The sequence below is a fragment of the Bacillus sp. A1 genome (genome assembly GCF_042296235.1).
Classification (GTDB): domain Bacteria; phylum Bacillota; class Bacilli; order Bacillales; family Bacillaceae; genus Bacillus; species Bacillus velezensis.
In genome coordinates, this window is sequence record NZ_CP141181.1 from 1,397,158 (window position 1) to 1,418,037 (window position 20,880).

Below are 20,880 nucleotides of genomic sequence, written 5' to 3' on the forward strand. Positions count from 1 at the left end.
GCTCTTTTTTTGCTGCGCCAAATGGCGGAAATTTTTGATATTTATTTCAAGGTTTATTCATTTTCTTGGCCGAAAGACCGATATAACTCTCAGGAGGGGATGGTTATGTTTAAAAAAATGCACATCAAAATTGCTGTGTTTGTATCGGCAATGCTTATTGTAACGGTTGTTTTTTTAACGGTTTCTTCATATTTGACATTAAAGCCGATGATGACGGAGGAAGCAAAACGTACGACAGAGAATGTCACCAATTCACTCGGTCAGAACATTGAGCTTCAGCTGAAAAATGATGAGACCGTATTAATGAGATTAGCAGGCGGTGAATTGTCCCGGTCTTTTCTATCAGATGGGAAGAAAGAAACCGCGCGGCTTTTTAACGATGAGTTAAAACAGATCGGACGGAATGACAAATATGTCGCGCTTGCGTATGTCGGAACCGCAAACAAACAAATGTTTACATATCCAAAGGCCGATTTTGCCAAAGACTATGATCCGACAAATAGAACGTGGTATAAGATGGCGGCCGAAAAACCCGATAAGGTTGTCTGGACTGACCCTTATAAAGATGCAGTGACGGGAGACATGATCGTGACGGCGTCAAAAGCCATACAAAACAGCGGAACCGTCGTCGGAGTGGCGAGCTTAGATCTGAAGCTGTCCTCCATTCAGAGCATGGTCAACGAGCAAAAGGTCCCGTATAAAGGATTTGCGTTTTTAGCGGATGAAAACGGTTCTCTGCTGGCGCACCCGGCAAAACAGGGAAAAAATATTTCGGAAGATCAGACGTTAAAAGACATCACTACGGATAAAGAAGGCATCAAAGAGCTGCAGGGGAACATGGTCGTCTACCAAACGGTAAAAGAAACAGGGTGGAAAGTCGGAACGCAGTTTGAAAAAGATCAGCTGATGGGAGTAGCCGACAAAATGAACGCGGTGAGCATTTTTATGTCACTGATCGCCCTTGTGATTACGATCGGACTCAGCTATTTCCTAGCAAAAACGATAACCGGGCCGATTCAGCAGCTGATCGCCAAAACAAATTCAGTCTCAGCCGGAGATTTAACCGTCCGCGCCCAGACGAAATCAAAAGATGAAGTAGGCGAGTTAACAAAAGACTTTAACCAAATGGTTGAAAATATGAAAGAGATGGTCGAACAGGTCAAGGCCTCCTCAGAAAATGTGTCCGATACATCTGACCAGCTAACCGTCATCTCACAGGAGACAAATGAAACGAGCGGACAAATCGCAAAAGCGATAGAGGAAGTCGCCGCCGGAGCGACAGAGCAAGCGTCAGAGGTTGAGACGATTAACGAAAAATCAGAAAATCTCTCGGTCAAAATAAAAGGAATCGCAGATCGCGCGGGCAGCATAAAACAACTCTCAAAATCTTCAGAGGATGCCAGCTACAAAGGACTGGACGCGCTCGGGCAGCTGCTGATGAAGTCAAACGAAGCCAATTCAGAAACGAAAAAAGTAGAGGCAATGCTGAATGACCTGGAAGAACAAACGAAAAACATAGAAGAAGTCGTGACGGCAATATCCGCCATTTCAGACCAGACGAATCTCTTGGCGCTGAATGCGAGTATTGAAGCCGCTAGAGCGGGAGAAAGCGGACGGGGCTTTGCCGTCGTCGCTGAAGAAGTCCGCAAGCTTGCTGAACAATCAGCTCTTTCTTCCGGCCATATCAGTGAGACGGTCCGTCTGATTCAATCTGAGACAAAAGAAGCGTCACACGCGATGATTGAGGCAAGCAGAATGAATGATGAACAAAACAGCGCCATTCATGAAACGGGTGAGGTTCTCAATCTGATTACGACGGAAATGCAGTCTCTCGTTCAAGGTATAGATCATATTTACAATGACATTCAAAAAATGAGTGAAGAACAAGCCGCGATTCAAGAAGCGATTCAAAGCATCTCCGCCATTTCTCAAGAATCTGCGGCAGCGGCGGAAGAAGTGAATGCTTCTACTGATGAACAGCTCGTTACGCTTGAAAAAGTAAAGCAATCGACTGACATGTTAAAGAGCGCGAGCAAAGATCTGATCAGCGCCATTTCTAAATTCACCTTGTAACGCGGTCTCTATCAGCCTATAATATGGTAATATAGACATGAGAGAATGATATTATGAATCGCATCAGGGGAGGAAAGCGCAGTGAACAAAACGGTCGGATTTATCGGTTTGGGCGTCATGGGAAACAGTATGGCATCGCACATTTTAGAAGCGGGCTATCCGGTTTTAGTCTACACGCGGACGAAACAAAAAGCGGAAGAGATTCTGAATAAGGGAGCGGTCTGGCAGGAGACGGTCAAAGACCTTTCAGAGAAAGCTGACATTATTATTACCATGGTCGGCTATCCGAGTGATGTCGAGGAAATCTATCTCGGCGAAAACGGCATTCTCCGGCACGCAAAAGAAGGGGCGTTTGTCATTGACATGACGACATCAAAACCGTCTCTGGCGAAGAAAATAGCGGAGAAAGCCAAAGAAAAGTCCATTCACGCCTTGGATGCACCCGTTTCCGGCGGAGACATCGGCGCGAGGAACGGAACGCTTGCCATTATGGCCGGAGGAGAAAAAGAAGCGTTTGAAGCATGCCTGCCGCTTTTCTCCGTTATGGGGGAAAACATTCAGTATCAAGGGCCGGCTGGCAGCGGCCAGCATACGAAAATGTGCAATCAGATCGCGATTGCAGCGGGAATGGTCGGAGTGGCTGAAGCGATGGCTTACGCTGAAAAATCCGGTCTGAACCCGGAACAAGTGCTGAAAAGCATTACAACCGGAGCGGCTGGCAGCTGGTCATTGTCAAATCTTGCCCCCCGTATGCTGAAAGGCGATTTTGCACCAGGATTCTACGTGAAACACTTTATTAAAGACATGGGAATTGCTCTTGAAGAAGCGGAGCTCATGGGAGAAGAGATGCCCGGATTGGCGCTCGCCAAATCATTATACGACAAGCTTTCCGCGCAAGGTGAAGAAAACAGCGGAACTCAAAGCATTTATAAGCTTTGGGTGAAATAAAAAAGATTGCCCGAACGCGACTATTTTATGGATGCCGAGGAAGCGAATACTTACGGTATTGTTGGTGGTGTTTTGTAAACAATGATCTGCAAACCTTGTATTCTTAGAGCCTTTAATGAAGACAGGAACTTGGCAGGATAATGTATTAATGTGTATCCGTTTATAATATTCTACTGTTTGGAAAATCCCCCTCGTTTGTTTGATGCTGACTGTCTATTGTAAATCAAAAGGGGGATTTCCGAATAATTATAAGGATTAATACAACTTTCCAACAGTAGGATGTATCATGTTTGATTCAACTATGAATTCGAGTAACCCAAATGTACATAGCAATAAATCGAGTTCGTATTCCCGCAATTCAAACCTAATAATTGGGCATCCGAAATTGAAACTCTACAGATTAGCCTTCTAGCAAAACTGAAAAATAAAAGAGGATGTATCGTAAAAAATTCAAGAGATTTACGAAAACATCCTCGATTCAGAGACTTCATCATTACATGTTGTTTTTTAAGAATTCCAGATGAAATCAACGTTAAACCCATTTGTTAATAATATGAATTTTAATGTTGTACAGTAATATAGTGTTTCAGTTCTCCTCTATGGGTTTGATTTCCCCAAGTCAATGCTACCACCACATCATACTTGCCTGCTGGAATATTTTTTGTCAAAAAGCTCACTTTAAAACTGCGAATATTACGGCCATTAACATATATGTCTTTGACTACATCTCTTTTTTTATTGACAAGAAGAACATTAACACCCTCGTTCACCTCATATTTTGTAGGCACAGTACCTGTTACGACAATAGAAGTAGCGTGTTTTGAGTAAGTATTAGCATCTGTTTGGAATTTAATTGCTCCTTTTGAAGTCATGGCTAACGCTTCTGAACTGTTTGAGAAAATCCCGAATGTCAAAAGAGCAACTGTGAATAGTGTCATTACAATTTTTTTCAATTGAAACTTCCTTTCTTCATTTATTTAGAAACCCATTCAATATATTACTAAATTTTGAAAAAATATTCAACGGAAAATAGGTAAATTCTACTTTTTATTAAATAAAGTATTACTAAAGAAGCAAAGGCTAACAAAACCAATTTAATCATCACGTTTAAGATTTTACAAAAAAGCTCCCAGCACTTATGTGCCGGGAGCTTCAAAATTTATAAATTTATAAAGTGTCAGGCCCTTCTTCGCCCGTACGGATGTTGATTGTATTGGGAACTTCGAAAATTAAGATTTTGCCGTCACCGGGTTCACGGGTTTTGAGCACTTTTTGCGCCGTCTCAGCCACTTTTTCGATAGACAAAAGATTGCCCCGCGGGGCAATCTTTTTTGTTTATTTTCCGATGAATTGCTGTGTCCAGATGTTTCCTGATTCTACGTAACCGACACCGATTTGAGTGAACTCAGGATTCATGATGTTCTTTCTGTGGCCTTCACTGTTCATCCAAGCTTTAACGACAGCTTCAGGAGTCGGCTGTCCTTTGGCGATATTTTCACCGGCAGTTTTATAAGTGATTCCGAAAGACTTCATCATATCGAAAGGTGAGCCGTAAGTCGGACTTTGGTGATCGAAATAGTTTTTGTCTTTCATATCTTGTGATTTTGCGTGAGCTGATTTGCTTAATTTTTCATCAATCTGCAGAGGTTTTAAGCCTTGCTTTTGTCTCTCTGCATTTGTCAATTCAACGACTTTCTTTTCGTACGCACTGACAGATGAAGGAGTTTTCTCGCTGCTGTTGTTTGTGTTATCTGTCTGCTTTGCATTGTCAGCCGTCTTGTTTTGATCGGCTTTCGGTTTTTCGGCAGCTGCCGGAGCCGTTTTTGCCGGTGTTTCTTTTTGTACATCCTTAACTGTCATGTCAGAATGCTTTGCGTGTTTTTGCAGCAGCTGTTTCAGTTCTTTCTCATTTTTAACGTTCAGCTGTTTCGCGCTCGTTTTCATATGTAGTTTTTCAACAGCCTCTTGAAGAGTCAGATGCTGTACGGTGTTTCCTTTTTTCACGGTAACGACGTGCTGGCATGACAGCTCTTTGGCAGATGCCTGCTGAATGCCTCCGAATGTAATCAAACTGACTGCCGCGGCGGCAGATAAGAGAAATGCTTTTTTCATAAGTTTATAGCCTCCCAGAGAAGTTGTTTTTTTCTACATGAAAAATCTTATCACAGCTTTTTTGTCATAATGCAGGCAGCCATTTCCTTTGACAACAAACTCTTGTCATAATTGTAATTGAGCACAGAAAAATGGCTTTATATCAGGAAAAACGATCTGTATTTATTTTTTAAAATCCGTTACATCTCTTCAAATTATTTGAAGTGTTAGATATATTTTAAGATAATTTGATCTTGACAGTTTTTTTTACCCGTTTTCGCTGTAACAACTTTTACAAAAATGTTACAATTAAAATCTGTTTATGTAAATATATTCAATGATTTGAGAGGTGTAACAGAAAGTGGCTGAAGTCGCGCGCGAACCAAAGAAAAAAACGAAACGTTACAGAGCGCTGAGAATGAATCTCTATTTTTTGATTGTTTTTCTTCTCTTTACGGCACTGATTTTTAAACTCGGCATCGTCCAGATTGTCGAAGGGGATAAACACCGCCAGGATGCGGAGAAGGCAAATGCAAAAACCGCCTATTATCCGACACCGCGGGGAAAAATGTATGACAAGCGGAACAGGGTGGCGGTTGATAACCAGGCTGTGCCTGAAATTGTATACGTTTCTACCTCAAAAACCTCGGCAAAGGACAAATTGAAAACGGCAAAAAATCTCGCCGCACTGATTCATATTGATACTGAATTTATGAAGGATCGAAATATCATTGATTACTGGCTTGCCGCACATCCGAAGAAGGCGGAAAAGCTTATGAAGGATTCAGAAAACAGCCTGAAATCCCAAGAAGTGTACAAACGCCAGATTGAACGCGTTCCGAAGCAGGAGATTGATGCGATCAAACAAGATAAAAAAGAGCTGCAAATTGCGGCGATTTATACGCGTTTTTCAAGCGGCAACGCCTATCAGCCGCAAGTCGTCAAATCAATGGACCCGAATAAGCTGAACGGAAACGGAAACAGCGGTTCATTGCTTGACGAGCATGAAAACAACAAGCAAAAACCGAAAAGCGATCTGACATATGAAGAAGTTTCCGTCGTATCCGAGCACTTGAAAGAGCTCCCCGGCATTGACGTGATCAATGACTGGACGCGGAAATATCCGTACGACAAAACGCTGTACTCTCTGTTCGGCGGTGTGACGACACCGGAACAGGGATTGTTGGGCGAACGGAAAGATTACTATGTCACAAGAGGCTACTCACTGAATGACCGGGTGGGAAAAAGCTACATCGAATATCAGTATGAGGACTATTTAAACGCGCATAAAGAAAAAGTAGAGTATGTGGAAAACAGCAAAGGTGAGGTCGTCAGCCAAAAGCCCGTCGATGAAGGCAGCAGAGGCTACGATCTGCAACTCTCGCTTGATATGGAATTACAGTCGAAAGTCGAAAAAGTCATTGAAAAAGAGCTGAGAAGAAGCCGCGCCGCAGGCAACTATATGGTTGACAGAGGATTTGCCGTCATGATGGACCCGAACAACGGGGATATTCTCTCAATGGCGGGGAAACGCATCGATCTCGAAACAAATAAAACACAGGATTTTGCGATCGGAGCATTTACGACCCAATATGAGATGGGCTCTTCTGTTAAAGGAGCGACTGTTCTCGCGGGTTACCAAAGCGGCCTCCCGCATTATAAAACGTTTGTCGATGCACCGCTTGTATTTAAAGGCAAAACGAGAAAACAATCGTGGACACAAATGGGAGCCATTACTGAGCTGACCGCGCTGCAAAGAAGTTCAAACGTGTATATGTTTCATGTGGCCATGCATATCGCCGGCATTACCTACAGGCCGTACGGCACGCTGCCTGCCGGATTAGACGATATTAAAAAAATGCGCAACTACTACGCCCAATTCGGTTTGGGTGTGAAGACCGGGATTGATCTTCCGCAGGAATCAGCGGGCATGCAGTCAAATCCGCAAATGGTCGGGGGATTGCTGCTTGACTTTGCGATCGGACAGTTTGATACGTATACGCCGCTTCAAATGGCTCAATATATTTCAGCCATCGCAAACGGCGGGTATCGCGTCCAGCCGCGGATCGTCACAAGCATTCATGAACCGGACAGCAAAAATAAGATTGGAAAAGCGATTGAACAGCGGGATATTAAAATTTTAAACAAAGTAAATAACAGTCCGAGCGATTTTGACCAAGTTCATAAAGGAATGAAATTGGTCACAAGCTCACCTCAAGGAACGGCTTATTCAACATTCCAAGGTTCCGGCGCTGATGTTTCCGGAAAAACGGGAACCGCGGAGACGCACTATTACGGCACGAACAAAAACTGGTGGGGGAAGTACACGTATAACCTGACCTTTGTCGGCTATTATCCGTCAGAACATCCAAGAGTGGCATTCAGCGTCGTCGTTCCGTCTGTTGGAAATGATAAAGATCATGTAAGCAAAAACATTGCTAAGGGAGCAATTGACGCTTACAAAGAACTTGAAAAGAAATACAATAAAAAATAACAAAAGAAAGGGCGGCCGAACATATCGTGCGCCCTTTCTTTCATTCAGGAAAATTGACGTTCACAATAAGAATAGAAGGAGAATGCTCATTTTTTAGCGAATCAATCTAGTGGAATTTCTTTTTATATCAGTCCGTGGCCAGCCTGCAGTGCGAGTATAATGCAAAGGAGGGATTCTGTGGAACAGGATACTCAGCATGTCAAACAGTTTCAATCGAAAACCGATCTTCATGCCGTTTTGACGTCTAACGGGCGTATTATGTATATTTCTGCAAACTGCAAATCGTACTTCAGTTATTCTCAGGAAGAGATGATTGGGTCATTTCTCAAAACGTTCCTGCATGAAGAAGATCAATTTTTGGTTGAAAGTTACTTCTATAATGAGCATCATTTGATGCCTTGCACCTTTCGTCTTATTAAAAAAGATCATACCATCGTATGGCTTGAAGCGGGTGTGGAAATTGTCACACCGCAAATGGAGGGGACGGATCGGGAAATCATCCTCAAAATCAAGGTGCTTGAGGAGAAGACGCCCCGCCGGCCTTATATGTATGAACAAAAGAAGCAAAAGGCAGAACAACAGTCGGAAGATGCGGCTGGAAACGGCGAATTCGAGCGTCTTGTCGAAATGCTGCCGAATCCTTTATATGTCAGCATCAACGGCACAATCGCATACGCCAACAACGCGATGCTTGCCATGCTGGGAGCCGAAAGCAAAGACGAGGTAATCGGCAGGCGCTCTTATGAGTTTATTGAAGAAGAGTATCACGACATTGTGAAAAACCGAATTGTGCGGATGCAAAAAGGAATGGAAGTCGGAATGATCGAACAGACGTGGAGAAGGCTCGACGGCACGCCCGTTCATTTAGAAGTAAAGGCGGCACCGACGACATATAAAAATCAGCGGGCGGAATTGCTGCTTCTGATTGATATTTCTTCACGGAAAAAATTCCAAACGATTCTGCAAAAAAGCAGAGAGCGTTATCAGCTCCTCATTCAGAATTCAATTGATACGATCGCCGTGATTCACAATGATAAATGGGTATTCATGAATGAGTCGGGCATTTCGCTGTTTGAGGCTGAAACATATGAAGATTTAATCGGGAAAAACGTCTATGATCAGCTTCATCCCTGTGATCATGACGGCGTGAAACAGCGGATCCAAAATATTATCAACCGAAAGACCGAGTCAGAAATTATTAAGCAATCGTGGTTTACCTTTAAAAACCGGCTGATCTACACGGAAATGGTCTGCATTCCGACGACGTTTTTCGGAGAAACGGCCGTGCAGGTCATTCTGCGTGATATTTCTGAGCGGAAGCAGACGGAGGAATTAATGCTGAAGTCGGAGAAGCTGTCTATCGCAGGGCAGCTGGCGGCGGGAATCGCTCACGAAATCCGCAATCCGCTGACGGCGATCAAAGGATTTTTACAGCTCATGAAGCCGACGATGGAGGAAAACGAACATTACTTTGAAATTGTGTTTTCTGAACTGAGCAGAATCGAATTAATTTTAAGTGAGCTTTTAATGCTTGCCAAACCTCAGCAAAACGCCGTGAAAGAGCGTGTAAACTTAAAGAAAATTATAAGTGAAGTGACCGCTCTTTTAGAGACGCAGGCAAATCTTAAAGGGATTTTTATCAAAACGGATTATGAACATGACAGCATGTATATTAACGGTGATCAAAATCAGCTGAAACAGGTGTTTATCAATCTGATTAAAAATGCCGTTGAGTCGATGCCGGATGGGGGAACGGTTCACATTCTTATGACAGAAGATGAGTATTCCGTTAATGTGACGGTGAAAGACGAGGGTGACGGGATACCGGAAAACGTGCTGAAACGAATAGGCGAACCGTTTTTGACAACGAAAGAAAAAGGAACCGGCCTGGGGCTGATGGTCACATTCAACCTTATTAAAAACCACCAGGGAGCTATCCAAGTAGACAGCAAACCGGATAGAGGCACGGCCTTTCATATTACATTCCCGAAACAATAAAAAACAACGGCGTTATGCCGTTGTTTAAATAGTCTGCATGGATTCTCTCGTTTTTAAAATAAATGCTTCCAGCCGGTCCAAGCCTTCTCTCAATGTATCCAGTGAATATGCGAATGACAGCCTCACATACCCTTCACCCAACTTTGAAAACGAGCTGCCGGGCACAAGAGCCACACCTGCATCCTCTAAAAGAGCCATACTAAAATCAAACGATGACATTCCGAATGACTTAATGGAAGGGAAGATATAAAATGCGCCTGACGGCTTTACGACGTCAAGCCCCATTGAAACAAGACGGTCATATACATAGTCAAGCCGCTTTTTATACTGTTCTCTCATAATAAGCGCATCATCAACACCGTTTGTCACCGCTTCAAGAGCCGCTTTCTGAGAGATTGAAGACGCGCATGTCACACTGTATTGGTGAACTTTTAAGATGTGCTTGGCAATTTCTTTCGGTGCGAAAATGAAACCGATTCTCCAGCCCGTCATGCTGTGTGATTTTGACAGGCCGTTGATGACGATCGTCTGGTCTCTCAAATAAGACGCGATCGAATAATGCGGTCTGTCATAGGTTAATTCGCTGTAAATCTCATCAGACAGGACAAAAACATTTCTGCCCTTCAGGACGGCTGCGATGTTTTGCAGCTCTTCCTCAGACAATGTCACTCCGGTCGGGTTTGACGGATAAGGAAGAATGACGCATTTTGTTTTTGGTGTCAGCGATTCTTCAATGAGCCGCGCCGTCAGCTTAAATCCGTGTGTCGTCGTATCCACATGGACCGGAACGGCGCCCGACATGCGGATGATCGGTTCGTAGCCCGGATATATCGGTCCGGGGAGAATAACTTCATCGCCCGGAGATAAAATCGTCCGCAAAGACGCGTCAATCGCTTGGCTTGCCCCGGTTGTGACGATGATTTCAGTTTCAGCTTCATAATTCAAGTCAGCTTTTTTCTTCATATAAAGCTGTACGGCCTGTCTCAGCTCAAGTCCGCCCGCGTTCGGAGTATACGCCGTTGCGTTCTCGTCGATTGCCTTTTTGGCAGCCGCTTTGACATGGTGCGGCGTGAAGAAATCCGGCTGACCGATCGTAAGCGAAATGACATTGTCGTGCTGAGCTACAAGATTTGAGAATTTGCGAATTCCTGAAATTTCAATTTCTTTTACATTCGGATTAAGCAAATGTTCCATAATTCATCACCTTATACTATATATTGAGTTTATCCTATTTTACCACTAGCTGAGCATTTGTCATCTTTTTATTGAACTATCCCGAGTATATGTCCGATATGTGAAAACATACCTTCTTTCAGAAAAAAATAAGACAACCAGCTGAAATGATTGTCTTCATTGTATCATGATCTATCTATTGTGATATGTGGCGAATGTCATTAATACCCGTATTCAAAGCTGACGTCTTCCCGCCATAAGATGTATGGAGCGGGCTTGTCGGGACGCTCTTTCGCCTCTTTTTTCATTTGCAGGTAAGCCGTTTTGCTGATATCTTCTAACACTGTCATTTGATCTTGGTCGAATATGACTACTGTACCCATTTATTACACCCTTCTTCCTGAAAAATCCTTGACTATTTTACCACTCGATGTCAAAAAGTCAATGGGATATCAGAAAAAAGCATTTTTTTATAAAGAGTTCATGGCCAGTTGGACCGAATACATTCACTTTTTCCGTTTCCAGCCGATATATACAGTACAATACTGAATGCGGATAGCGAGGGATTGAATTGTCTTTACAACAATACGATATTTTATTGGATTCAGGCACAAACGAATTAGAAATCGTCAAATTTGAAGTAGGCGTCAATACATTTGGCATAAATGTGATGAAAGTCCGGGAAATCATTCAGCCGGTAGATGTCACATCTGTGCCTCAGTCTCATAAAGACGTAGAAGGGATGATTAAGCTGAGAGGCGAAATTCTTCCCGTCATCAGTCTGTATTCCTTTTTCGGCGTTGATGCCGAAGGAGCAAAAGACGATAAATATATCGTAACGGAATTCAACAAACGGAAAATCGTCTTTCACGTCGGTTCCGTTTCACAAATCCACAGGGTGTCCTGGGAGGCGATTGAAAAGCCGACTTCCCTGAACCAGGGCATGGAGCGGCATTTAACGGGAATCATCAAACTGGAAGACACGATGATCTTTCTGCCTGATTATGAAAAGATCATTTACGATATTGAATCGGCATCCGGTGTTGAGACTTACCATGTCCATCAGGAAGGATTTGATGAAAGACGGGCGGGTAAAAAACTGATCATCGTTGAAGATTCGCCGCTTCTGATGCGTCTTTTGACGGATGAGCTGACTGAGGCGGGGTACAGTGAAATCGTTACGTTTGAAAACGGAAAAGAAGCGTATGATTACGTCGTGGAACTGACGGATAACGGAGAAAACCTGTCAGACCATATTGACATGATTATCAGTGACATTGAGATGCCGAAAATGGACGGGCATCGTTTGACGAAGCTCCTTAAGGATAACCCGCAAAGCTCTGATGTGCCGATTATGATTTTCTCGTCCCTGATTACGGACGACCTGCGCCACCGGGGCGAAGTAGTCGGAGCGGATGAACAGATCAGCAAGCCTGAAATCAGCGAGCTCATTAAAAAAGTGGATACGTACGTGATTGAATAGAAAAAAGCCGATGCATGACGCATCGGCTTTTTTGCGGCGGAATTAAAAATAACTCTCACCAAGTTTTTTAAATACGGGTTTATGATAAGCAGGCTGCTGCCTGTTGGCGGCAAGCGGTTTTTCCTTTAAGCCCACATATTTTTGCAATACGTTTTTCGCTTTTGTCAAAGACATTTGTGCTTTAGGATTGCGGTACGATTGATTTAACGTACCTAAATGCGGAAGATGCTGGAAGTCTTCTTTTGTTGGAGGCATGTGAAAATAGTAGTCTCCGATAGAGATAAGTACGTCTGACTGCTGTTGGCTAAACCTGGGATTATTTGAAAAGTGAAGCCCTATTTTTTTCCCTTTGCCTTCTTTCACAAGCTTTTGTAATGCCCGTTTTTTCAGCAGATAAAGGTATTTAGGGTTGGGGGCGGTTTTTGCATGGCGGTTCACAGTATAAACAGCTTTTGAAAGATTCTCGATGGTTGGCTGCAGCTCTTTCGAATAAGCGTGGTCGTCCATTATTTCTCTCCTTTGCATTGATCAAGTTCATATATAGATTATACTTTTTTAGCGTTGAAATGCAAATATTGATTATAAAAATACGCCTTTTTCTGATGAAAAGGGCGCATCTTTTTCCTTTATTAGACAGGATTCGCATGTTTTTCGGAATCAGCCTTTAATGATTGCTGCACATCGACCTCTGCTGCCTCGGCGCTGTATTTCGGAAGAGCGATAAAATAGAACACAAATACCGCTAAAATCACGATTCCCATGCCGTAATAAAGGTAATCAATATTGGAAACGAATTTCGGAAATAACAGGGCAACCAGTCCGAGTGTAATCGATTGGGCAAACATCATAAAAGGATCCTGCCAGCCGCTGACCCGGCCCATTATTTTCGGATGAACAATTTTCGGCATCCAGCCGCCGATGGCGATATTGACAGGGCCGATGCACATGCCGAGGACGAAAGCCGCCGCATAATAAATCCACAGCTTATCCGTATAGCCGAGGACAAAAATGAGCAGTCCGGCTGCCAAAATAGGAATCGACATCAAATGATGCGGTTTGACTTTTTTCGCGATCATCGTTCCGATCACACTTCCTGCAAGCAGGCCGAAGCCGAGTGCGACGGTGAAGATGGAAGTATGTGATTCGTAATGATCAGGCGCAAGTCCGTATTTCATCGTAAACATCGGCAGTACGGCAAAGCCGCCGTTGACAAAACCGAAGATAAAAAAGCCGAAAATAAGGGAAGCAAGCAATTTGTTTTTAACAATATATACGATCCCTTCCTTAAAATCAGCGACCGAGTCTTTCAGAAACGAATCTCCCCATTTAAAAGGGCCGTTCGGCTGACGGGCTTCTTTCGGAATGCGGCAGGCGCGGATCAGAAATCCTGATACAATAAAGCTGACAAAATCAAGGATAATGGCTCCGTGAATACCGATCGTTTTATACATAAACGCGCCTATACCGACGCCGAATACCATGAAGATGCTGAACAGGATCTGGTTAAGTCCCGCCGCTTTCGCGTAATGCTCCTTAGGCAGAATAGCTTGTACAAGGCTGGCTTCCGCCGGGAAAAAGAACTTGGTCACGGCGCTTCTGATGAACAAAATACAGAACACGAGAGGGATGCTCCCGGTGTATAGTGCGGCAAACAATACGATCGTCAGTCCGGCTCTGATCCAGTCACAATTCTCTGCGACCTTTTTCCTGTCAAGCCGGTCAGCTGCGACACCGACAATCAGAAATACGAAAACTGTCGGCAGTGAATACATCAGCTCAGCCAAAGTCGTGTATGCCGGCTGATTTGAAAAATGGTCCAGCAAGTAAAAAGCGAAAGCCATATTACCTACAGTCGTTCCCATTTGAGAAGCGAGTGCTGCGAAAAAGAGACGGACAAAATTGCGATTTTTAAATATATCCATAAACACGCTCCTTACCCTAAAGGTCCCACTGTAATATATTATCATCAGCTCGTTCCATTAACAAATAAGATCTTTCTATCTTATAATAGTCACCCTTGTTCCATTAGGAACGGCAGCGGCAAGTTTAGTGACGTCCTGATTATACATCCGGATGCATCCTTTTGATACCGCTTTGCCGATGGAGGAAGGATTATTTGTTCCGTGAATGCCGTAATGAATTTTAGAGAGGCTGAGCCAATAAGCGCCGAACGGGCCTCCGGGCTTAGGCTGGCGGTTCACGATGTAAAATTCTCCGGTCGGCGTGGTCGTCAATATTTTTCCGACTGCGATGGGGTACGTACGGATGAGCCTGCCAAGGCGGTATAACTCCAGTTTCTTCGCTCCGATATACACGATGATGGAGTAGGGAATGGTGGATGGGTCAGGAAGATTCGGTATGATAATGTGCTGTCCCGCGTATATGACCGATTGGATTGAGGGATTTGCCTGAAGGAGAGCAGCAGCGCTTATTCTGAAGTCTTGCGCAATGCTGGAGATGGTTTCTCCTTGTTTCACTTGATATGTCAGCAGTTTCATCACCCTCCTTTTTGCTCTTTTCCATATACATATTACGGAGGGGGTGTCTGTGTATCAGGATAAAAGTCTTATTTTTGCTCGGTTTTCAATGTGAACAGCGTGATTTCCGGTCTGGCTAAAAATCGATACGGCAGTCTTGTCGTACCGAGCCCGCGATTGACGTAAACGGCTGTGTCATGAAGCGTATACATGCCGTCGGTATACGTTTTTCCGTAAGGAGGCGTAATGAGAGGGCCGAAAAACGGGAGCTGGACCTGGCCGCCGTGGGTGTGTCCCGACAGCTGGAGGTTTACGGGATATCCGCCTATCTCGAGAGCGGCATCAGGCTCGTGGACGATTAAAATGGAAAACGCATCTTCGGAAAGGCGGGACAGGGTGCCTTCATAATCGGGTTTTCCGAGCATTACATCATCCAAAAACGCGAGTTCAATCCGGCTTCCGTCTGTCAGCTGCACCTGACGATAGCCGTTTCGAAACACTTGAAAATCAGCAGCTTCCATCAGAGCCTTGTACGTGTTCGTACCGTAGCCTCCGTGGTCATGGTTTCCGTAAACACAAAGTTTGCCGAAGGGAGCTTCAAGATTTTGCAGCACGGCGAGTGCATGCTGGTGATCATTAAATAAATGCGGCTTATCAATTAAATCTCCCGTAAAGATGAGCAGATCGGGTTTCAGCTGATTGATCTTTTCCGCTGCTTTATTCAAGTCACCGGATGTAAACCCATCACTGAGATGCGTATCGCTGAATTGAACGATTTTAAAATTGTCAAAGCCGCGGGGGATCAGGCGGTTGGTGATTGTATGCCGGGTGATTTCAATCATGCGCGGTTCAATATACCGGGCATAGCCGTAGCCTCCGCAAGCCGTTGCAAGAGCTGCACCCAAAACACCGAATCCTCTTTTTAAAAATGTTCTTCTGGTCATTTTCTCCATATGTAAAACCAACCTTTGTCAGAGTTGTTCTATTATATCATCAGCTTGGCTGAAAAATCCCTTCTCAGCATGTAATGACGCGGAAAGACATCTGTGATAAAATTATGAATGATTATTCATTCAATAAAAGGGGTGGGTTTGTTATGGATAAGAAAGCGGTAATCATTACAGGCGGTTCAAGCGGCATGGGAAAAGCAATGGCGAAAAAACAGGCTGAATTAGGATGGCACGTCATGGTGACAGGGAGGAACCATGAAGCACTTGAGGAAACAAAAAAAGAAATTGAGACCTTTGAGGGGCAGGTCGCCTGTTTTCAAATGGATGTCCGTTCTGATTCCGCCGCTTCAGACATGATTACAGAAGCGAAAAAAGTCTTTGGCCGGCTCGATGCGCTGATTAACAATGCGGCCGGCAACTTTATTTGCCCGGCAGAGAAGCTGACGCCCAATGGATGGAAAGCTGTTATTGAGATTGTTTTAAACGGCACATTTTTCTGCAGCCAAGCCGCGGCAAGGCATTGGATCGAGCAGGAGCAGAAGGGCGTCATCTTAAATATGGCCGCTACATACGCATGGGGAGCGGGAGCGGGTGTCGTTCATTCCGCTGCAGCCAAAGCGGGGGTATTGTCACTGACAAGAACGCTGGCCGTTGAATGGGGGAGCAAATACGGCATCCGCACAAACGCGATAGCCCCCGGCCCGATTGAACGGACAGGCGGTGCGGAGAAGCTGTTTGAATCGGAAAAAGCGGTGTCCCGCACTATGAACAGTGTGCCGCTCGGCCGGCTGGGCACACCGGAAGAAATCGCCGCGTTGGCAGCGTTTTTGCTATCTGATGAAGCGTCCTATATAAACGGGGATTGTATCACAATGGACGGGGGGCAATGGCTGAATCCTTATCCGTTTTAATTTTTCATATATCGATTATTTTGCAAAACAAGCGAACGTTAAAGCCGCCGTTCGCTTGTTTTATTTTCTATTCGAAATTATGATATAATTTTGAAAGATTAAGGGGCGGTTAATTGAAGAAATTATTAAAATGGTTCGTTGTACTATTTGTAAGCAGTTTAGCTATCATCTTTAATATTTGGTACTTTATTATTTGTGCTTTTACTCCGGAGTATTATCAAAATACCAATCTTACATCTGATGAAATAATCAGATTTGAAAAGCTATATCACATAGATTTTCCTGATGAAACGAAATGTATTAAAGCCAGGGAGTATTTGAGTGGGCTCGGAGGCGATACATCGGCTGTATTATATGTGTCTCTGCCAACCAAGCTGGCGGAAACAATTTTATCTGATTATACGTATATGCCAATAAATCATACTGATCATGCCGGTTCAATGTATGGAGTTGACGTTTCCGAGAGTGTTGGCGGGTTAACAACTCTTACATTTGGCACTTTAGATAAAAAAGGAACTTTCTTTCAGTTGAAACATGATGATGATTGGATATTTAACAGCACTGATTGGAGCCATTATTTTTGGACAGCTGCCGGTTATAATGCTCTTATATTTATCCTTTTATTTGTGATTGTGAAACAAATGAATAACGTCCTTAATTAACCGGTCTGAAGAGTGATCTTAAAAATATCCCCCTTTTATTTTAAGCTGCTGCCATACTGCCTCCTTTTCCCCTAATCTAAACATTTGTGGTGCTGATATAATTGTGTATAATCAGACAAAGATAGAGAAGCAGGTGATAACATGTTGGACCCACTTGATATACTGACGAATATTGATGATGTCATTCCGTATTACCAAGCGATTTTTAACGCTGAAGAACAAAGAGTCGTAGGCTATGAGGTGCTTGGGCGTATTTTGGCAGATGCGGAGATTGAGAGCCTCGGGTCGTTTTTCTTAGATTCCGGCATTCCGGAAGAATATAAGCTTGAGGTCGATGACAGAGTCATCAGGCAGGCGCTGGAGCGGTTTAAAGAAGCTGACCGTGATCTGTTGATTTTTATCAATCAGGATGCGAATGTATTGATGCTTGACCACGGCGAAAGCTTTCTTGAGCTTTTGAAAGAATACGAAGAGCAGGGCATTGAATTGAACCGTATTGTGCTTGAGATCACCGAGCACAATTTCGAAGGCGACATTGAACAGCTGTACCATATGCTTGCCTATTATCGTACATACGGCATTAAAATCGCGGTGGACAATATAGGTAAGGAGAGCAGCAACCTGGACAGAATCGCGCTCCTTTCACCGGACCTTCTGAAAATAGATTTGCAGGCGCTGAAGGTATCTCAGCCGTCACCATCATATGAGCATGTGCTGTACAGCATTTCATTGCTGGCGAGAAAAATCGGCGCCGTGCTGCTGTATGAAGATATAGAAGCTGATTTCCAGCTCCAGTACGCATGGAGAAACGGAGGCCGATTTTTTCAAGGCTATTATCTGCAGGCGCCGAGCGGCGATTTTATAGACCGGAGCCTGTTAAAAGCACGCTTGAAAACGGAGTTTCAGCAATTTATTACGAGAGAAAAAAAGAAGCTGGAAACGGTATATGAACACTCTGAGAATTTTTATAAGCGGGTCAATCAGGCAGTTTCCGAGCTGAAGAAAACCCATCAGGCGGACGATGAGTTTATTAAAAAACTGGCGGAAAACCTGACCGACTGCTGCTTCAGAATTTATATGTGTGATGAAGAAGGCTATCAGCTGACGGGAAATGTGTACAAGCAGTCCGGCGAATGGCTTTATCAGCCTGAATACATGGAGAAAAACTGGAGCTGGCGTCCGTACTTTTTAGAAAACATCATGAAGATGCGGAATTCAAGAAAAGGCTTTTTCAGTGACCTGTACAGTGATATTGAGACGGGTGAGATGATCAGAACCTTTTCATACCCGATGGATGACAATATGTATTTATTTATCGATCTGCCTTACTCTTATTTATATGAACAGGACGGATTACTTTAAAGCGGCTGCTGTATGCCGCTTTTTTTATAAGTGTGAAAAAGTTTTAAAAAACGATTGACAATGATATTGATAATCATTATCATTTAGTTATAGAGAGAAGTTACTCTCTGTTCCCCAACCCCTCTATCAGATCAAGATCCGAAAAAACTTGGCGCTACCCCCGCCAAGTTTTTTTATGCCGTCTGCGCATAAAAAGGCTTCTTCTCACATACATCTGACAATGGCGGCTCAAAAAGCGAAAAATTTTTTTGAAAGGTGTATGACATTCCGAAAAAAGCTTCAAACTATTCGAAAACACGGTTTTCCCGTTTATTTCTTTTTGAAAATCCAGCGGGAAAATGCCATCCCGGTCTACTTTATGGTATGATGCTCTGTAGAACTTGTATTATAATAAATACTTGTTGATTTGAAGTTGTTTTTTGAAAGGAGTCTTTTTTTAGAATGTCACAATTAATGGGTATCATCACGCGGCTGCAAAGTCTGCAAGAAACAGCGGAAGCGGCGAACGAGCCGATGCAGCGTTATTTTGAAGTTAACGGCGAAAAAATTTGCAGTGTTAAATATTTCGAAAAAAATCAAACGTTTGAACTGACGGTTTTCCAAAAAGGTGAAAAACCTAACACATATCCGTTTGATAACATTGACATGATTTCTATTGAAATTTTTGAGCTCCTTCAGTAATTTGATTTGATTTTTCAGGCTGACCAAGCTTCCGGTCTTCCGCAAGCGGAGCTTTATTAAATGATGCAAAGGAACGTGCTTGTTCGTTTGGTTGTAGACTCTGGAAAGAGGAGTGTCCGTACATGGCTGATTCTTTTCTGTTTTATAATCTTTCTGAGGCACAGATGACCTTTCAAGACGTGACGGAGCGGCTGAAACGCTTTGTCAATAAAGACCCCCGTTCAGCATACGTGCTGTCTGTAGGGACTGATTCACAAGTTTACCGCGACTTCACAAAGTTTATTACGGCTATACACTTGCACCGTACAGGCAAGGGAGCTTGGGGCTGTTTGAAAAATCACGATCTTGCAAGACCGATACATAGCCTTCGCGAAAAAATTTCGCTGGAAACCGCGTTCAGCCAGGAGATGGCTGCGCATATCCTCGACGGCCGTCTTATGGAAATGACAGATTTACTCTTGCCTTTTGCGGATGAAGGGGCGGATCTTTCATTTGAAGTGCATCTGGATATCGGTCAAAAAGGGCTGACAAAAGAATTGATACAAGAAATGACCGGCCGCATTACCTCGATGGGCATTGAAGCGAAAATCAAGCCCGATTCCTGCACAGCATTCAGTTATGCCAATCGTTACACAAAATAATATTTCATACAGAATCCGCAAAATGTCGAATTATGCGGTTGACGATTTTTTTCTGTTTACTTATTCTAGCGGTAGAGCTGAAAGCAAATTTCACCTTGCTTTCAGAGGTATTCAGTTAAAAATAGGGGGCCTGATTACGTATGAGTCTTATCAGTGAACGATTTACGGAAGAAGAACAGAAACTTCTGCTGAATATCCTGATCAATCAAGAATATGCCATTGAGCTTTTGACCAGCGAAATCAACGATATAGAAGCAGGGTCAAAAAGCGTTGATGGAACCACTTATAAAAAACTCGTAACGCTCTATGACCGTTTTCGGAATGAAAATTAATCAGCGGCCTATAAATTGATACTCGATTGCAAAGAGTATCTTTTTTATTGACGGAAACTTTTCGACAAAAAATGATAATGTTTATATTATTGCAATATAGGGAATACATGCTTTGATGAAAAATGTAAAGGGGTCGAAGTGACATGATTAGCTTACAATCAGATCAGCTTCTTGATGCAACAGTCGGACAATTTATGATCGAGGCGGATAAAGTGGCGCACGTTCAAGTCGGTAACAACCTTGAGCATGCTCTTTTAGTGCTGACCAAAACCGGCTATACCGCCATTCCCGTCCTCGACGCTTCGTACCGTCTGCACGGTTTGATCGGGACAAATATGATTATGAACAGCATTTTCGGACTTGAACGGATCGAGTTTGAGAAACTGGATCAAATTACGGTTGAGGAAGTCATGCTGAAAGACATTCCCCGTCTCCACATCAATGATCCGATTATCAAAGGGTTCAGCATGGTCATTAACAACGGCTTTGTCTGCGTTGAAAATGATGAAGGCGTCTTTGAAGGCATTTTCACGAGAAGAGTCGTGTTAAAACAGTTGAGCAGCCATATCAGATCATTGAATAAGTAGGCTCGCACGATCAGCCT

Annotated in this window: 20 protein-coding genes and 2 pseudogenes; 13 read left to right on the forward strand and 9 right to left on the reverse strand. The window is 43.5% G+C overall.

Translation table 11 applies throughout. The features are described 5' to 3' along the window. Positions 1 to 105 precede the first annotated feature (105 nt). The 3 genes from U2H13_RS07320 to U2H13_RS07330 all read left to right on the forward strand — a co-directional run bounded on the left by U2H13_RS07320 (position 106) and on the right by U2H13_RS07330 (position 3,099). Positions 106 to 2,073, forward strand: coding sequence for a methyl-accepting chemotaxis protein (locus tag U2H13_RS07320; protein WP_031304009.1), 1,968 nt, complete (start codon positions 106 to 108; stop codon positions 2,071 to 2,073). Between the two features lie 81 nt (positions 2,074 to 2,154). Beyond that, complete coding sequence (locus tag U2H13_RS07325) at positions 2,155 to 3,021, forward strand: NAD(P)-dependent oxidoreductase (protein WP_003154640.1); 867 nt, start codon at positions 2,155 to 2,157, stop codon at positions 3,019 to 3,021. 6 nt (positions 3,022 to 3,027) lie between these two features. Beyond that, a complete protein-coding gene (locus tag U2H13_RS07330) occupies positions 3,028 to 3,099 on the forward strand; it encodes an ATP-dependent Clp protease proteolytic subunit (protein ID WP_366935390.1) in 72 nt (23 codons plus the stop codon). A gap of 482 nt (positions 3,100 to 3,581) precedes the next feature. On the opposite strand, the gene U2H13_RS07335 is transcribed toward U2H13_RS07330, so the two are convergent. The 3 genes and pseudogenes from U2H13_RS07335 to U2H13_RS07345 form a co-directional block, all read right to left on the reverse strand. Next, the gene (locus tag U2H13_RS07335) at positions 3,582 to 3,974 is read right to left on the reverse strand and encodes a hypothetical protein (RefSeq protein WP_021493763.1); all 393 of its coding nucleotides are present in this window, start codon (positions 3,972 to 3,974) and stop codon (positions 3,582 to 3,584) included. 214 nt (positions 3,975 to 4,188) lie between these two features. After that, a pseudogene (locus U2H13_RS07340) lies at positions 4,189 to 4,320 on the reverse strand (P-II family nitrogen regulator); the annotation flags it as partial. Between the two features lie 36 nt (positions 4,321 to 4,356). After that, positions 4,357 to 5,133 carry a CAP domain-containing protein gene (locus tag U2H13_RS07345; protein ID WP_021493761.1) on the reverse strand — a complete coding sequence of 259 codons (777 nt, stop codon included), beginning with the start codon at positions 5,131 to 5,133 and terminating at the stop codon, positions 4,357 to 4,359. Between the two features lie 340 nt (positions 5,134 to 5,473). Between U2H13_RS07345 and U2H13_RS07350 the strand changes: the two genes are divergently transcribed. Both U2H13_RS07350 and U2H13_RS07355 read left to right on the forward strand, forming a co-directional pair. Next, the gene (locus U2H13_RS07350) at positions 5,474 to 7,606 is read left to right on the forward strand and encodes a penicillin-binding protein 2 (protein ID WP_021493760.1); all 2,133 of its coding nucleotides are present in this window, start codon (positions 5,474 to 5,476) and stop codon (positions 7,604 to 7,606) included. Between the two features lie 177 nt (positions 7,607 to 7,783). Next, complete coding sequence (locus tag U2H13_RS07355) at positions 7,784 to 9,604, forward strand: PAS domain-containing protein (protein WP_021493759.1); 1,821 nt, start codon at positions 7,784 to 7,786, stop codon at positions 9,602 to 9,604. Here the strand turns inward: U2H13_RS07355 and U2H13_RS07360 are convergent. Both U2H13_RS07360 and U2H13_RS07365 read right to left on the reverse strand, forming a co-directional pair. Continuing rightward, positions 9,585 to 10,798 (reverse strand): annotated as a pseudogene (locus tag U2H13_RS07360) (aminotransferase A). The gene U2H13_RS07355 and the pseudogene U2H13_RS07360 overlap by 20 nt on opposite strands. A gap of 200 nt (positions 10,799 to 10,998) precedes the next feature. Beyond that, complete coding sequence (locus U2H13_RS07365; RefSeq protein WP_007409608.1) at positions 10,999 to 11,160, reverse strand: hypothetical protein; 162 nt, start codon at positions 11,158 to 11,160, stop codon at positions 10,999 to 11,001. 188 nt (positions 11,161 to 11,348) lie between these two features. Between U2H13_RS07365 and cheV the strand changes: the two genes are divergently transcribed. Further along, positions 11,349 to 12,260, forward strand: a complete 912-nt coding sequence (gene cheV / locus U2H13_RS07370) for a chemotaxis protein CheV (RefSeq protein ID WP_014417604.1) — start codon at positions 11,349 to 11,351, stop codon at positions 12,258 to 12,260. A 42-nt stretch (positions 12,261 to 12,302) separates the two neighbouring features. Here cheV and U2H13_RS07375 read toward each other — a convergent pair whose 3' ends face one another. The 4 genes from U2H13_RS07375 to U2H13_RS07390 all read right to left on the reverse strand — a co-directional run bounded on the left by U2H13_RS07375 (position 12,303) and on the right by U2H13_RS07390 (position 15,690). Beyond that, a complete protein-coding gene (locus U2H13_RS07375) occupies positions 12,303 to 12,767 on the reverse strand; it encodes a YkyB family protein (RefSeq protein WP_003154622.1) in 465 nt (154 codons plus the stop codon). A 122-nt stretch (positions 12,768 to 12,889) separates the two neighbouring features. Continuing rightward, a complete protein-coding gene (locus U2H13_RS07380) occupies positions 12,890 to 14,182 on the reverse strand; it encodes an MFS transporter (protein ID WP_014417606.1) in 1,293 nt (430 codons plus the stop codon). Between the two features lie 75 nt (positions 14,183 to 14,257). Beyond that, positions 14,258 to 14,752: a L,D-transpeptidase family protein gene (locus U2H13_RS07385; protein WP_089072484.1), complete on the reverse strand. Its 495-nt coding sequence runs from the start codon at positions 14,750 to 14,752 to the stop codon at positions 14,258 to 14,260. Positions 14,753 to 14,826: 74 nt separating this feature from the next. Continuing rightward, on the reverse strand, positions 14,827 to 15,690 hold the full coding sequence (locus U2H13_RS07390; RefSeq protein ID WP_121984218.1) for a metallophosphoesterase: 864 nt from the start codon (positions 15,688 to 15,690) through the stop codon (positions 14,827 to 14,829). Positions 15,691 to 15,833: 143 nt separating this feature from the next. Between U2H13_RS07390 and fadH the strand changes: the two genes are divergently transcribed. From fadH to cbpB, 7 genes are all read left to right on the forward strand, one after another. Continuing rightward, the gene (fadH, locus tag U2H13_RS07395; protein WP_003154618.1) at positions 15,834 to 16,598 is read left to right on the forward strand and encodes a 2,4-dienoyl-CoA reductase; all 765 of its coding nucleotides are present in this window, start codon (positions 15,834 to 15,836) and stop codon (positions 16,596 to 16,598) included. A gap of 113 nt (positions 16,599 to 16,711) precedes the next feature. Next, on the forward strand, positions 16,712 to 17,260 hold the full coding sequence (locus U2H13_RS07400) for a hypothetical protein (protein WP_021493756.1): 549 nt from the start codon (positions 16,712 to 16,714) through the stop codon (positions 17,258 to 17,260). 141 nt (positions 17,261 to 17,401) lie between these two features. Then, positions 17,402 to 18,622: an EAL-associated domain-containing protein gene (locus tag U2H13_RS07405; protein ID WP_121984220.1), complete on the forward strand. Its 1,221-nt coding sequence runs from the start codon at positions 17,402 to 17,404 to the stop codon at positions 18,620 to 18,622. Between the two features lie 441 nt (positions 18,623 to 19,063). After that, entirely contained in the window at positions 19,064 to 19,303 is a 240-nt protein-coding gene (locus tag U2H13_RS07410; protein ID WP_003154613.1) for a YkuJ family protein, read from the forward strand. Between the two features lie 122 nt (positions 19,304 to 19,425). Continuing rightward, positions 19,426 to 19,944: a ribonuclease H-like YkuK family protein gene (locus tag U2H13_RS07415; protein ID WP_012117439.1), complete on the forward strand. Its 519-nt coding sequence runs from the start codon at positions 19,426 to 19,428 to the stop codon at positions 19,942 to 19,944. 140 nt (positions 19,945 to 20,084) lie between these two features. Beyond that, the gene (abbA, locus tag U2H13_RS07420; RefSeq protein WP_003154609.1) at positions 20,085 to 20,276 is read left to right on the forward strand and encodes an antirepressor AbbA; all 192 of its coding nucleotides are present in this window, start codon (positions 20,085 to 20,087) and stop codon (positions 20,274 to 20,276) included. A 143-nt stretch (positions 20,277 to 20,419) separates the two neighbouring features. Next, the gene (gene cbpB / locus U2H13_RS07425) at positions 20,420 to 20,863 is read left to right on the forward strand and encodes a cyclic-di-AMP-binding protein CbpB (RefSeq protein WP_003154608.1); all 444 of its coding nucleotides are present in this window, start codon (positions 20,420 to 20,422) and stop codon (positions 20,861 to 20,863) included. Positions 20,864 to 20,880 lie beyond the last annotated feature (17 nt).